Consider the following 12118-nt stretch of genomic DNA (forward strand, 5'->3'; position numbering starts at 1 on the left):
GCTGGCTAGGCTATGACCAAGTCGACACGGATCGTTCACCGCGAGGGGAAACATGGCCAGCAGACGCATTGTCATCGGGGGCGCCTCGGGGTTTCTCGGGTCGAAGCTCCGGGAGGAACTCGCCCGAGACGGCTGGGACGTCGCGACGATCGGCCGCAGCGGGGCCGACGCGACGTGGGGAGACCAGGCCGCGATCCTTCGCCTCATTGACGGCGCCGACGCCGTGATCGGGCTCGCAGGCAAGAGCGTCGACTGCCGCTACAACGATGCGAACCGCGACGAGATCCTGCGCTCACGCGTCGACACCACGCGCGAGCTTTCAGCTGCGATCGCGGCGAGCGCTCGGCCGCCGCGGGTGTGGCTGAACTCGAGTACGGCCACGATCTACAGGCACGCGATGGACCGTCCACAAACCGAGGCGCACGGCGAACTCGGCGCCGGGTTCTCCGTCGACGTCGCGAGGAACTGGGAGCGGGAGTTCTTCGCCGCCGACCTTCCCGGCACGCGCCGCGTCGCGCTCAGGATCGCGATTGCCCTTGGAGACGGCCCAGCCACCAACACGCTGTTCAGGCTCGCCCGGCTCGGGGTCGGCGGGCCGCAGTACGACGGTCCGTGGTTTCCGCACCGGCGCTACCGCGGGATCGGGCCGGACCCGACCGAGCCGAGCGCCAGCTGGCACCGCACCCGCGGCCGGCAGAGGTTCAGCTGGGTGCACATCGACGACATCGTGGGGGCGGTGCGCTTCGCGCTCGACACCGAAACACTGAGTGGCCCCGTGAACGTGGCGTCGCCCGGCCCGAGCGACAACCGCACGGTCATGCGAGCGCTGCGCCGCACCGTTGGGGCTTGGATCGGGTTGCCCGCGTTCCGCTGGATGCTCGAGCCCGCGACCTGGGTGCTGCGCACCGAGTCCGAGATGGTGCTCAAGAGCCGCTGGGTAGTGCCCGAGAAGCTACTTGAGGCGGGCTACGAGTTCGCGTGGCCGGAGCTTGAGCCGGCGCTGCGCGACGTGTGGGCGGGTCGGCGGGGGTAGCGCCTGCGGCTCGGGCCTGTGCTTGGCCTGGGTCCTTCTGCCCTCCGCCACACCATATTCGCACCAGCACACCTTTCTGACGTGGATAAGGATGTGATCTCGCAAGAACCATGTGCGCAGCCCCACCGGAGAGCACCTTTCTCGCCAGAAGACCCGAACCCCGCCGTTGGCAAGGGCCTCTCTTGCCAGGAACAGGCAGTTTGGCAGGGCGGGCTGGAGCTGCGGGTACGGTTGAAGCGTGCAGCCCCGACGCAAGTACCCCAAGACGCGGTCAGCCGCGACGAGCGCCCGATACGCGAAGCGACGCAAGAATCGGCTAGCCCGCGTCGACAACGACCTCACCGACGACCAGTGGCAGACCCTGCTCGAGGCCTGGGGGCGCTGCGCCTACTGTCAGGGAGACGGCGCGGCACTGCAACGGGACTGCGTGCAGCCAGTTTCTCGGGGCGGGCGGTACACGCTCGGCAACGTCGTGCCTGCCTGCGCCTCGTGCAATGCGAGCAAGCACAACTCCGAGGTCACGAGTTGGCTGAGGCGAAAGAAGCTCGACGAGCGCGCGTTCCTACTCAGGCACGCAACTATCCTGCAGCAGCTACTCCCCACTGAAGAAGAGACCGCAGCGTCAATGGAGCACGCTGCGGACGAACGACCCGCGGAAGAGTCCGCCAGCTAACCGTCAAGCCTGAGCGACAGCAGCATCCGCTTGGCCTTCGCGTAGTCTTCGGTCTGCATGAACGCGCGCGCCTCGTCCATGGTGCCGAAGTGCTTCGTTGCGTCGCTGATGCTCACCTGGAGCGTGTCAGCAAACTGCACCAGCGCGGATTCGGTCTGCACGAGGTTGTAGTAGAAGCAGTAACCGGAATCCAGCGACGTGTCGCTCACGGCCATCGTTGCGAACACGCCCTCCGCATGCGCGCTCTCAAACGCCCGGTATGTGAACTGCGTCGGGGTCGTGCCGGGCAGGGCGCCACTGTATCTGACGTATCCCGGGATTTCGACGGGCACGGCCTCGAGCTCAGCCACTCGGAGAAAACTCGTTTCGTCTGGCCCGTTTTCGTCACCGCCGCAGCCCCCTCCGAGCCCCATCACTTTGCGCGCGTACCTGAGCTGCAGCTCGCCGGCCTCGTCGAAGACATCGAACACGAAGATCTCGTGCTCGGGCTCCGACCGCTCGCTCTCGACGACGCGCCACCCCGGCGCAACCTCGAAGCTGCCGACCGTGCGCGGGTCCGAGAAGCGCTCCCACTGCGCCTCGGGCTCCGGTGTGGGTTCCGCAGTCGGCTCGGGTGAAGGTTTCGGCGCAGGCGTCGAGGTCGTCGGCTTCGGCGTCGGCTCGGGACTCGGCGCACACGCGCTAAGCAGCATGGCTGCAGCGAGCGCGCCGACTCCGACAGCCCTAGCGGGCGTAGCTCTCCGACGGGGTCTGGGTGCGGCGCTCATAGCCCGATCCTATGCGGGTTCAGTGAGCACTGCGAGGGCCGGGCCAGGCGAGCCCGCCGGGCCCCAGTCAGTCCAGCCCGGGTCGAACTACTCGGCCTCGATCGCCGCGATCGCTGTCGCGTCCGCGCCGTTCAAGAATTCGGTGAGGCGCTCAACCTCGTGGGTCTCACCGATCGCCGCCGCGCCACGGCGCAGCGCGTACAGCGCACGAAGAACGCCGCGGTTCGGCTCGTGCGACCACGGCACCGGCCCCGCGCCCCGCCAACCCGACTTGCGGAGCGAGTCGAGGCCGCGGTGGTATCCGACGCGCGCGAACGCGTAGGCCCCAATCTCGTCGTCGGCCGCGGCCGCGCGGTCCGCGAGCACGGCCCACGCGAGCGGGGACTCGGGGTGCGCACGCACGATCTGTTCGGGGTCAGTGCCTGCGGCGAGCGCGGCGGTCACCTCCGAGTCGGGAGCGAGCAGCGTGGGTTCTGGGCCGAGGAGGTTCTCACCGATCATGTCGCCAGTGTAGCGACAGGCGCTTCGAGCGGGATCCGCACCTCGACACAGAACTCCGCTGTACCGGGATCCGTCGCCGACACAACCGACGCAACCGACACAGCCGGCGCGACCTGCGCGGCCGAGGACACCGCGAGCGACCCGCCGTGCGCCTGAGCGACGGCCGTGGCAATTGCGAGGCCGAGACCACTGCCCGAGTCGGCGCGAACGCGCCCGCCGCCTCTCACGAACGGCTGGTGGAGCCGGTCAAGAGTCTCGGCGGGCAGGGGCTCGGCAGCGTTGCGCACGACAAGCACTGATTCCGCCCCGTCAACCCGCCAGTCGATGGCGACGCGGCTGCCCGCCGTCGCGTGCCGGGCCGCGTTGCCGACGAGGTTGTCGAGGAGCCTCGTGAACATCGCCGGATTGACCCGCACGCTATGCGGGGCCACGTCGGAATCGACGGTCAACCCGCGCTCCGCAAGCCGCTCTGAAGCGTGGCCAAGCGCGGCCTCCGCAAGCTCGCGGGCCTCACACGGTTCGACGGCGAGAGACTCCAAGGCACCGCCCGACGCCGCGAGCCCGATTTGCGCCCGCGTCAGGTCGAGGAGCGCCTCGCCCATCTCGATGCTTCGCGCATTTACCTCTCGGAGCCGCTCGGCGGCGAGCCTGTACTCAGCGAGGGTCGGTTCGGGCCCGTCAAGCAGCACATCGAGCATGGCCTTCTGGGTCGCGAGTGGGGTGCGCAGCTCGTGCGAGGCGTTCGCCGCGAACAGCTGCTGCGCCCTGAAGGCGCGCTCAAGCCGTTCGAGCATGTCGTCGAGGGTGTCTGACAGATCGGTCAGCTCGTCGCGCGGGCCGCGGAGCGCCACGCGGCGGTCGAGCTGGCCCGGGGTGGCGGCCCGCGCCGCTGCGTTGATGTCGTGCAGCGGTGAGAGCACCCGCCCAGCGAGCGCCCAGGCGGCAACGGCCCCGAGCGCGACGATCACGACGAGGGCGATGATCGACGACCAGAGCAGCGTCTGGAAGACGTCGGTGACGTCGCGGATCTCGAGCACGGGCACAGTAAGCGACAGTTCAGTGAGGCTCTCGGAAGGCAGCGCGGGCTCGGCAGCATCGCCGTAGGGGTAGGTGGGCGCGACCGAGTCGACGCCAAGGTCAAGGGTGTCAGCCGGCATCGCCGGGGAGGACTGGATCGCCCAAACCGGCCCGTACCGCATGAACAGGTTCAGGCCAACGACGAGCACCCCACCCCCGAGCGCGATGAGCAGCGCGACACTCAGCGTGATGCGCGCTCGGATGGTGAGGCGGAACCGGCCGCGATCCTGACCGCGCCCCTGCGCGCCATCCGCGCTACGCATCGCCGCTCCCGCGAACAGCTCCAGGGGCCGAGGCCGGAGCGGGCTCCGGCCCGACGATCCGGTAGCCGGCCCCCGACACCGTCTGAATGATGCGGGGCTCGCCGAGCCGCTTGCGCAGCGTCGACATCGTCACTCGGATCGCGTTCGTGAACGGGTCAGCGTTCTCGTCCCACGCGCGCTCGAGCAGTTGCTCAGCGCTGAGCACGCCGCCGCCCGCTTCAAGCAGCGCCCGCAGCAGCGCGAACTCCTTGCGGCTCAGGTGAACATACCTGCCGTCACGAAAGACCTCTCGGCGGAACGGGTCGAGCTTTACTCCGTGGGCTTCGAGCACGGGTGGTAGGGGCGGCGCGTTCCGCCGGTGGAGGGCGTGCAGCCGCACCAGCAGCTCGGGGAAGTCGAACGGCTTGACGAGGTAGTCGTCGGCGCCGAGCGCAAACCCCTCGACCTTCTCGTCAAGCAGCCCGGCAGCGGTGAGCATGAGCACCCGGGTGCCCGGCACGTTCGCGACAATCCAGGCGCACACTTCGTCGCCGTGCAGGCCGGGGAGGTCACGGTCGAGCAGTACGACGTCGTACTCGGTGTACCCGAGCTGCTCGATCGCGGAGTGCCCATCGAGCACGACGTCGGCGGCGATCGACGAGCGCCGCAACACGGTCTGGGTGGCCTCGGCGAGGTACGCCTCGTCTTCGACGATCAGTACGCGCATGACGCCCCTCCCTGCAGTTTCATCGCCAAGTCAAGCACGGGGGACATTAAGAAAAGATCTGCAATTTCGCAGACGCCCTGTTTACCCCGGATCCCGTGGGATGGAAGTCGGCTATCACCACAGCCGCTTCGTTTGACAAGGAGACCCCATGAACCATCAAATGTCCTTCCGCAGGCTCACCCTCATTGCTCTGCCCGTCGCAGCGCTGCTTCTCGCCGGGTGTTCAAGCACCACGGCCGAGCCCGATTCGGGAAAGGCCGGAGGTGAGTCAAGCACGGGAACGGGCGCCGATGATTTCCAGGCCTGGCACGTGAAGTACGCCGAGTGCATGCAGGGCGAGGGCATCGACTACCCGACACCGAGCGCCGACCCGAACGCGGCGTCTGAGGCACTTAACATCGACGAGCTCGGCGGGATGGAGGTGTTCGAAGCCGCCAACAAGGTCTGCGAGGCGAAGGTCGGGCAGCCGCCGGCGCCGACCGGGCCAGACGGCAAGCCGATGACCGAGGAGGCGATGCGCGAGGAGATGCTGAAAACCACCCAGTGCCTCCGAGAGCACGGCGCTGACGTCGAAGACCCGCAGCCGGGCGTCGGGCTCACCCTTACGGATGAGATCTCGCCCGAAGCGCTCGAGGCCTGCGGCATTTCCGGCGTCCCGGCGAACGCGGGCTAGCCGATGCGGAAGCTATGGGTGGCCGTCGCCGCCACTGTCGCGGTCGCTGGGCTCGCTGCGACGGGGCTCGTGCTGCTGCGCCCACCCGCCGCGCCTCCGGTCGAAGAGCAGGCGCCGGGCGCGACAGCGAAGGTCGCGCAGGGTGACCTCACGGAGCGCACGCTCGTGCAGGGCACGCTCGGCTACGCGGGCGAGCGCGCGGTCTCGGGCGGCGCGGGCACGCTCACCTCGCGGGCGAAGCCCGGGTCGACGGTGGATCTCGGAGGCGAACTCTTCGCGATCGACAACTCTCCCGTCGCCCTGTTCCGGGGCCCGCTGCCGCAGTGGCGCTCGTTCGAGCTCGGCATGACGAACGGGCCCGACGTGCAGCAGCTCGAGGCGTCACTCGGCGAGCTCGGCTACTTCTGGGGCGGCGCCGATGAAATCTTCGACGACAACACACGGATCGGGATCCGGCTCTGGCAAGAAGCTACCGGCAGGCCCGTGACCGGCGAGATCGGCCTCGGCGAGATCTTCTTCGCGCCGGGCCCGCTGCGGGTCGCGTCGGCCGAGCTCGAGCCGGGGGCCGCGACGGCGCCGGGCACCCCGATCTTGCGGGTGTCTGAGCTCGGTAAGAGCGTGAGCGTCGAACTCAAGCTCGCTCAGCAGCGCCTCGCCGTCGTCGGCGCCAAGGTCGAGGTCGAGCTGCCGGGCGGCGTGAAAACCCCCGGCACCGTCACCGCGGTCGAGCCGCCGCGCACCCCAGACAAGCAGGGCGAAGGCGCGCCCGAGTCGCCCGCCATTGTGCCCGTGACGGTCACCCTCGACAGCCCCGAGGATGCCGCGGACATCGACCGCGCGTCGGTGCGCATCGCGTTCACGAGCGAGACCCGCGAGAACGTGCTCTCCGTTCCCGTCGGCGCGCTCCTCGCGCTGCCCGGTGGTGGGTACGGCCTCGAGGTCGTGGGGCGCGACGGCGCCAAGCCGAAGCAGGTGCCCGTCGAGACGGGCATGTTCGCGGGCGGCATGGTTGAGGTCTCTGGCGCGGGAATCAAGGCCGGCACCGAGGTGGTGACGGCGGCCTCATGATCGAGCTCACGGACATCACTCGCAGCTTCGGCACCCCGCCGGTCGAGGTGCTGCGCGGCGTCAACCTCACAGTCGAGGCCGGCGAGTTCGTCGGCGTCGTCGGGCCGTCGGGCTCGGGCAAATCGACGCTCCTCAATATCCTCGGCACGCTCGACAGGCCGACGAGCGGGCGCGTCGTGCTCGCGGGCGACGACGTGTCGCAGCTCAGCGACAACGCTCTCTCTGACGTGCGGTGCCACAGGATCGGCTTCGTCTTCCAGCAGTTCCACCTCACCGACGGCAGATCTGCGCTCGACAACGTCGGCGACGGGCTGCTCTACCGGGGGCGCTCCCGCCAGGCCCGGCGTCGGGAGGCGGCAGCTGCGCTCGAGCGCGTCGGTCTCGGCCACCGGCTGAACCACCAGCCGAACCAGCTCTCGGGCGGCGAGCGTCAGCGCGTCGCTATCGCGCGGGCGACGGTCGGGCGCCCGGCGATCCTGCTCGCTGACGAACCGACCGGAAACCTCGACAGCACGTCAGGCGCGAGCGTGATGGAGCTGCTCGGCGAGCTGAACCGGGAGGGGACGACGATCGTCATGATCACCCACGACCGCGAGCTCGCGGCGGGCCTGCCCCGCAGCGTCCGCGTGACCGACGGCGTCATCCACGACGGGTCGGCGCCGCTCCGAGCGGGGGCAGTCGCGTGAGCCGGGCTACGCCAAGGCCGCCTGCCGAGCGATCGTGGTTGCGCGCGATCGACCTCGTCGCGCTCAGCACGTCGGGGTTGCGCGCGCGGCCGCTCCGCGCCGTGCTCTCGGCGCTCGGCATCGCGATCGGCATCGCGGCGATGGTCGCCGTGCTCGGCATCTCGGCGTCGAGCCAGGCGAAGCTCGCGCAGCAGCTCGACGCGCTCGGCACGAACCTGCTCACCGTCGAGGCGGGGCAGGATCTCTTCGGCGCAGAGGCCTCGCTACCGAAAGATAGTGAGGGCAGGATCGAGCGCCTCGCCGGTGCCCAGGGAGCGGCCGGTGTCGGCGCGCTCCCGAAGACCCGGATCTATCGCAGCGAGCTCATCCCGGAGGCGCAGAGCGGCGGGCTCGCCGTGCGGGCGGCGGACACGAGCCTCGCCGACGTGCTCGATCTGTCGGTTCGCTCGGGCGCCTGGCTCAACGAGGCGACGGGGGCGTACCCGTCGGTCGTGCTCGGCGACCGCGCCGCCCGGCAGCTCGGCATCGAGCGGGCCGGCTCCCTCGTGTGGCTCGGCGGCCAGCAGTTCGCGGTGGTCGGCATCCTCGACCCGGTTGAGCTCGCTCCCGAACTCGACACGTCCGCCCTTGTCGGCAACCAGGTCGCTCTCGACCGGCTCGACTACGACGGCTCTCCGACCCGCATGTACCTGCGCGCGGACGAGGAGGCACTCGCCGAGACGCGCGCCCTGGTGCCGCAGACGCTGTCACCAGAACAGCCCGAGACCATCAAGGTCTCCCGCCCCTCCGACGCGCTCGCTGCGAAGGCGGCGACCGACGAAACGTTCACGGGCCTCCTGCTTGGGCTCGGCTCGCTCGGGCTGTTGGTTGGGGGCATCGGCGTCGCAAACACGATGATCATCTCGGTCATCGAGCGACGTCGTGAAATCGGCCTGCGCCGCGCGATCGGCGCGCGCCGGTCGCACATCAGGCGGCAGTTTCTCGGCGAGGCGCTCGTGCTCTCGGCGCTCGGCGGGCTTGGCGGTGCGGGGATCGGCGCGCTCGTGACGGCGGGCTTTGCGCGGTCGGGCGGCCTCCCGTTCGCCCTCCCCCTCTACGTGCCAGCCGCCGCTATCGCGGCGACCCTCGTGGTGGGAGCGGTTGCTGGCATCTCGCCGGCCTGGCGGGCCGCTCGCGTACCCCCGACGGTGGCACTCAGCGGTTAGGCGCTGGCCGAGCCCGCTCTGCAGGCAGCGCCGGCGCTGCAACGGTTCGGCCCCGACCTCCCCCACCGTTTCTGGGTGGGAGCGGTCGGGGCCGACGCGTGTGGTTGTGGCTAGCGGTAGTTCACGAACTGAAGCGCGACGTCAATGTCAGCGCCCTTCAGCAGCGCCATCGTCGTCTGCAGGTCGTCGCGGCTCTTCGAGCTCACGCGCAGCTCGTCACCCTGGATCTGGCTCTTCACGCCCTTGGGGCCCTCATCGCGGATGAGCTTGTTGAGCTTCTTGGCGGTCGCCTGGTCGATGCCCTCCTTGAGCTTCGACTCGATGCGGTACTCCTTGCCGCTCGCGTAGGGCTCGCCCGAGTCGAGCACCTTGAGCGACATGCCGCGCTTGATGATCTTCGACTGGAGCACGTCGAGCACGGCGTTTGCGCGCTCCTCCGTGTTCGCCTTAATCAGGATCGTCTCGCCCGAGTACGTAACGTCAGCGCCAACGCCCTTGAAGTCGTAGCGCTGCTCGACCTCCTTGCGGGCCTGGTTCACAGCATTCTCGACCTCCATCGAGTCGATCTTGCTCACAACGTCAAATGAGGAATCAGCCATGCCATAAGCGTAGACGAAAGGTCGCGCATTGCGCAGCGGCCACCCCGCCCACCACCCGAGCGTCACAAAAAGTAATGCGTGTCATAAGAGAACCGAAAGTGTTGCTAAGATCGATCCCTGTCGCCCGCACACGGCCGCGGCACGCCACGAAAGGATCACCATGTCGTCTCCGGCAGCACCCCCCGCCCCCTCCGCGCAGCTCCCTGCGCCCCCAGCAGCACCGGGGAAGCGGCGGCTGCCGAAATGGATGACGTCGTTCGGCTGGCAGATCCTCGCGGCGCTCGTACTCGGCCTCATCCTCGGCACGGTCGCGCTCAATCTCGGCGCTGACGCTGAGGGCAACCCGAACGGGCTGCACGCAACGCTGAAGGTGATCGGTTCGAGCTACGTCACGCTGCTGCGCGCCGCCGTCGTTCCGCTCATCTTTACCGCAATCGTTTCGAGCATCGTCGGCCTTCGGAAAGTCACGAACGCCGCCCGCCTCGCGGGTCAGACGCTGCTCTGGTTCGCGATCACCGCGCTCATCGCCGTCGCGATCGGCATCACGCTCGGCGTGACGCTGCGCCCCGGGGCCGCCGCGGCAGGCTCGGAGCTCACCCCTTCTGACCCATACACGGTCGGCACCTGGTGGAACTTCCTCACCGGCCTCGTTCCACAGAACTTCCTCGGCCTCGGCGTTTCGGGCGGGGTTGACCTCGAGACCGGCGCGCTCACGGCTGGCGCGAGCTTCAACGTGCTCCAGGTCATCGTCGTCTCAGTCGCCGTCGGCATCGCGGCGCTGAAGATCGGCCAGAAGGCCGAGCCGTTCATCGCGCTCACCGAGTCGGCGCTCACGATCATCCAGAAGGTGCTGTGGTGGATCATCAGGATCGCGCCGCTCGGAACGCTCGGCCTCATCGGCAACGCGATCGTTGAGTACGGCTGGGGCAAGATGGGCACGCTCACGCTGTTCGTTGCGGTGCTCTACCTCGGCCTGGCGATCGTGCTGTTCGTCGTCTACCCGGTGCTCGTGAAGGCGCACGGCCTCTCAATTCGCCAGTACTTCTCGGGTGTCTGGCCCGCGGTGCAGCTCGGCTTCGTGAGCCGCTCATCGATCGGCACCCTGCCGCTCACGCAGCGGGTCACCGAGCGCAACCTCGGAGTGCCCCGCGGCTACGCGTCGTTCGCAGTGCCGCTCGGTGCGACCACAAAGATGGACGGCTGCGCCGCGATCTACCCTGCCGTCGCAGCGATCTTCATCGCCCAGTTCTTCGGCATCGAGCTGTCGCTCGTGCAGTACCTGCTCATCGCCCTCGTCTCGGTCGTCGGTTCGGCCGCGACCGCGGGCACAACAGGCGCGACCGTCATGCTCACGCTCACGCTGTCCACGCTCGGCCTGCCGCTTGAGGGCGTCGGCCTGCTGCTCGCAGTCGACCCGATCATCGACATGGGCCGCACCGCGGTCAACGTTGCTGGCCAGGCGCTCGTTCCCACGATCGTCGCCAAGCGCGAGGACATTCTTGATGAGGAGCTCTACAACGCTCCGCGCCAGGGCCTCGCGTTCGACAACACGGACACCGACGAGGCTGAAGCAACCACGGCCCCACGGTCACCTGAGACAGCTAAGCCTGTGCCAGCACCCCGCTAGCTCCTCTGAGGCCCGCCCCACCCCAGGCCCCGCGCGTTTGACTATTCGTCACCTGCGCGGGGCCTGTGTTGTCGCTGCCTGCGGGTAAGGTATTTTGAGCACGAACCAACTCCCCTTCGCCGCGGCGCGGGGCACGAAAGGACACTCAAATTACTCTGTCACGCACCCACCTCCGCTCGACCACTGGAGCGGCTCTCGCGTCGCTTCTGCTGCTGCCCGCCCTTGCTGGCTGCAGCATCTTTCCCGTCACCGCGATCGAGCGCGACGACGCTGGCGCCGTAACGGAGCAGTCCCAGGCTTCCGTCGACCAGATCAAGGTGGGCGACTGCATGGACTCGACCGACGCATCCGTCGTCTACGACGTGCCTGTCGTGCCGTGCACGGAGGAGCACGACGAGGAGATTTACGGCGAGTTCGAGCTCGCCGGCCCCGACTTCCCCGAGGCCGCGGCACTTGAGGAGGAGAGCAACGACAAGTGCATCGCGATGTTCAACGACTTCGTCGGCATGGACTACTTCGACTCCGAACTCGATTTCTACACGCTCACCCCCACCGAAGAGGGCTGGAACGAGTTCAACGATCACACCGTCAACTGCGTCATCGTTGACCCGGCCGGCAAGATCACCGGCAGCCTGCAGGGCGCTGCGCGCTAGGCGTCACCCGCAGCCAGCACCTCCGCGCGGGGTGCGCCCCCTCCGCTACAGCGGTCGGGCGCGCACCCCGCGCGTGCTGTTTCTGGGGGCACCACTGGGTTTGCACACGGGCTGATGCGCGCAGCAGAGCACCCCGTCGCGCGCTTTGATATGCCTGATATCACCACACTTGCAGGCCTGAGCGCCGCCATCGCAAACACGCCTGTCTGCGCTACAACACTGCCACCCGGGCTGCCGAGCAACGGCTTGGGCTTCTAGCTTCGGCCCTGCATCTTCTCCGCCCGGGCCCGCCCTGAGGCGTGCGCGTCGATCTCGACTTTCTGACGGAACCCTAAATACCAGGTAAACGGACCCCGTCAACCGAGATGACGGACAAACATTGCACTTTCTACGGCACTTTGCTGTATCCCTTGAACAACCTTTTGTATTTGTTAGTAAAGTTTACGAACTATAGGTATGTTGGCTCTTTGGGCGCATCGGAGGGGAAACCGGTGCGCGCGGCCACGCGTATACGTCTCGTGGGGGAATTCGTACGCCGCGGTTTTTCGCGGCCATTTTTTGGGGGTTACTGAGTGTCTCTTGTCAGA

The 12118-nt window shown here is 68.3% G+C and carries 13 protein-coding genes; 8 read left to right on the plus strand and 5 right to left on the minus strand.

Going from position 1 to position 12118, the window contains the following annotated elements; genetic code table 11:
- The first annotated feature begins 52 nt into the window (after positions 1-52).
- Both FB468_RS10465 and FB468_RS10470 read left to right on the plus strand, forming a co-directional pair.
- Positions 53-1033, plus strand: coding sequence for an epimerase (locus FB468_RS10465; RefSeq protein ID WP_141887286.1), 981 nt, complete (start codon positions 53-55; stop codon positions 1031-1033).
- 238 nt (positions 1034-1271) lie between these two features.
- Complete coding sequence (locus FB468_RS10470; RefSeq protein ID WP_141887287.1) at positions 1272-1706, plus strand: HNH endonuclease; 435 nt, start codon at positions 1272-1274, stop codon at positions 1704-1706.
- On the opposite strand, the gene FB468_RS17265 is transcribed toward FB468_RS10470, so the two are convergent.
- The 4 genes from FB468_RS17265 to FB468_RS10490 all read right to left on the minus strand — a co-directional run bounded on the left by FB468_RS17265 (position 1703) and on the right by FB468_RS10490 (position 5020).
- Positions 1703-2473 (minus strand): hypothetical protein, encoded by a 771-nt coding sequence (locus FB468_RS17265; RefSeq protein WP_211359116.1) that lies wholly within the window; start codon positions 2471-2473, stop codon positions 1703-1705. The two genes, FB468_RS10470 and FB468_RS17265, sit on opposite strands and share 4 nt — an antisense overlap.
- Positions 2474-2560: 87 nt before the next feature.
- A complete protein-coding gene (locus FB468_RS10480; RefSeq protein WP_141887288.1) occupies positions 2561-2974 on the minus strand; it encodes a DUF3151 domain-containing protein in 414 nt (137 codons plus the stop codon).
- Positions 2971-4314 (minus strand): HAMP domain-containing sensor histidine kinase, encoded by a 1344-nt coding sequence (locus FB468_RS10485; protein WP_141887289.1) that lies wholly within the window; start codon positions 4312-4314, stop codon positions 2971-2973. The genes FB468_RS10480 and FB468_RS10485 overlap by 4 nt, the downstream gene beginning before the upstream one ends.
- Positions 4307-5020, minus strand: a complete 714-nt coding sequence (locus FB468_RS10490; protein ID WP_141887290.1) for a response regulator transcription factor — start codon at positions 5018-5020, stop codon at positions 4307-4309. Before FB468_RS10490 ends, FB468_RS10485 begins: the two co-directional genes overlap by 8 nt.
- Positions 5021-5168: 148 nt before the next feature.
- On the opposite strand from FB468_RS10490, the gene FB468_RS10495 reads away from it, so the two are divergent.
- Genes FB468_RS10495 through FB468_RS10510 form a run of 4 tightly spaced genes read left to right on the plus strand, consistent with a single transcriptional unit; the run spans position 5169 to position 8652 of the window.
- On the plus strand, positions 5169-5693 hold the full coding sequence (locus FB468_RS10495; protein WP_141887291.1) for a hypothetical protein: 525 nt from the start codon (positions 5169-5171) through the stop codon (positions 5691-5693).
- A 3-nt stretch (positions 5694-5696) separates the two neighbouring features.
- On the plus strand, positions 5697-6761 hold the full coding sequence (locus tag FB468_RS10500; protein ID WP_141887292.1) for a peptidoglycan-binding protein: 1065 nt from the start codon (positions 5697-5699) through the stop codon (positions 6759-6761).
- Positions 6758-7447 carry an ABC transporter ATP-binding protein gene (locus tag FB468_RS10505; RefSeq protein WP_141887293.1) on the plus strand — a complete coding sequence of 230 codons (690 nt, stop codon included), beginning with the start codon at positions 6758-6760 and terminating at the stop codon, positions 7445-7447. The genes FB468_RS10500 and FB468_RS10505 overlap by 4 nt, the downstream gene beginning before the upstream one ends.
- A 38-nt stretch (positions 7448-7485) precedes the next feature.
- The gene (locus tag FB468_RS10510) at positions 7486-8652 is read left to right on the plus strand and encodes an ABC transporter permease (RefSeq protein WP_211359117.1); all 1167 of its coding nucleotides are present in this window, start codon (positions 7486-7488) and stop codon (positions 8650-8652) included.
- A gap of 110 nt (positions 8653-8762) precedes the next feature.
- Here the strand turns inward: FB468_RS10510 and FB468_RS10515 are convergent, their stop codons facing one another.
- On the minus strand, positions 8763-9251 hold the full coding sequence (locus FB468_RS10515) for a YajQ family cyclic di-GMP-binding protein (RefSeq protein WP_141887295.1): 489 nt from the start codon (positions 9249-9251) through the stop codon (positions 8763-8765).
- Between the two features lie 247 nt (positions 9252-9498).
- Here FB468_RS10515 and FB468_RS10520 point away from each other — a divergent pair, with 247 nt between their 5' ends.
- Positions 9499-10878: a dicarboxylate/amino acid:cation symporter gene (locus FB468_RS10520; RefSeq protein WP_425460825.1), complete on the plus strand. Its 1380-nt coding sequence runs from the start codon at positions 9499-9501 to the stop codon at positions 10876-10878.
- 254 nt (positions 10879-11132) lie between these two features.
- Complete coding sequence (locus FB468_RS17420; protein WP_281290289.1) at positions 11133-11531, plus strand: septum formation family protein; 399 nt, start codon at positions 11133-11135, stop codon at positions 11529-11531.
- Positions 11532-12118: the final 587 nt, after the last annotated feature.

It is taken from the genome of Leucobacter komagatae, assembly GCF_006716085.1.
In the GTDB taxonomy this organism is placed as follows: Bacteria; Actinomycetota; Actinomycetes; order Actinomycetales; family Microbacteriaceae; genus Leucobacter; species Leucobacter komagatae.

Coding starts and splice junctions, on each gene's coding strand:
- FB468_RS10465 (WP_141887286.1), top strand. CDS start 53: ATGGCCAGCAGACGCATTGTCATCGGGGGCGCCTCGGGGTTTCTCGGG.
- FB468_RS17265 (WP_211359116.1), bottom strand. CDS start 2,473: ATGAGCGCCGCACCCAGACCCCGTCGGAGAGCTACGCCCGCTAGGGCT.
- FB468_RS10480 (WP_141887288.1), bottom strand. CDS start 2,974: ATGATCGGTGAGAACCTCCTCGGCCCAGAACCCACGCTGCTCGCTCCC.
- FB468_RS10485 (WP_141887289.1), bottom strand. CDS start 4,314: ATGCGTAGCGCGGATGGCGCGCAGGGGCGCGGTCAGGATCGCGGCCGG.
- FB468_RS10490 (WP_141887290.1), bottom strand. CDS start 5,020: ATGCGCGTACTGATCGTCGAAGACGAGGCGTACCTCGCCGAGGCCACC.
- FB468_RS10495 (WP_141887291.1), top strand. CDS start 5,169: ATGAACCATCAAATGTCCTTCCGCAGGCTCACCCTCATTGCTCTGCCC.
- FB468_RS10500 (WP_141887292.1), top strand. CDS start 5,697: ATGCGGAAGCTATGGGTGGCCGTCGCCGCCACTGTCGCGGTCGCTGGG.
- FB468_RS10505 (WP_141887293.1), top strand. CDS start 6,758: ATGATCGAGCTCACGGACATCACTCGCAGCTTCGGCACCCCGCCGGTC.
- FB468_RS10515 (WP_141887295.1), bottom strand. CDS start 9,251: ATGGCTGATTCCTCATTTGACGTTGTGAGCAAGATCGACTCGATGGAG.
- FB468_RS10520 (WP_425460825.1), top strand. CDS start 9,499: ATGACGTCGTTCGGCTGGCAGATCCTCGCGGCGCTCGTACTCGGCCTC.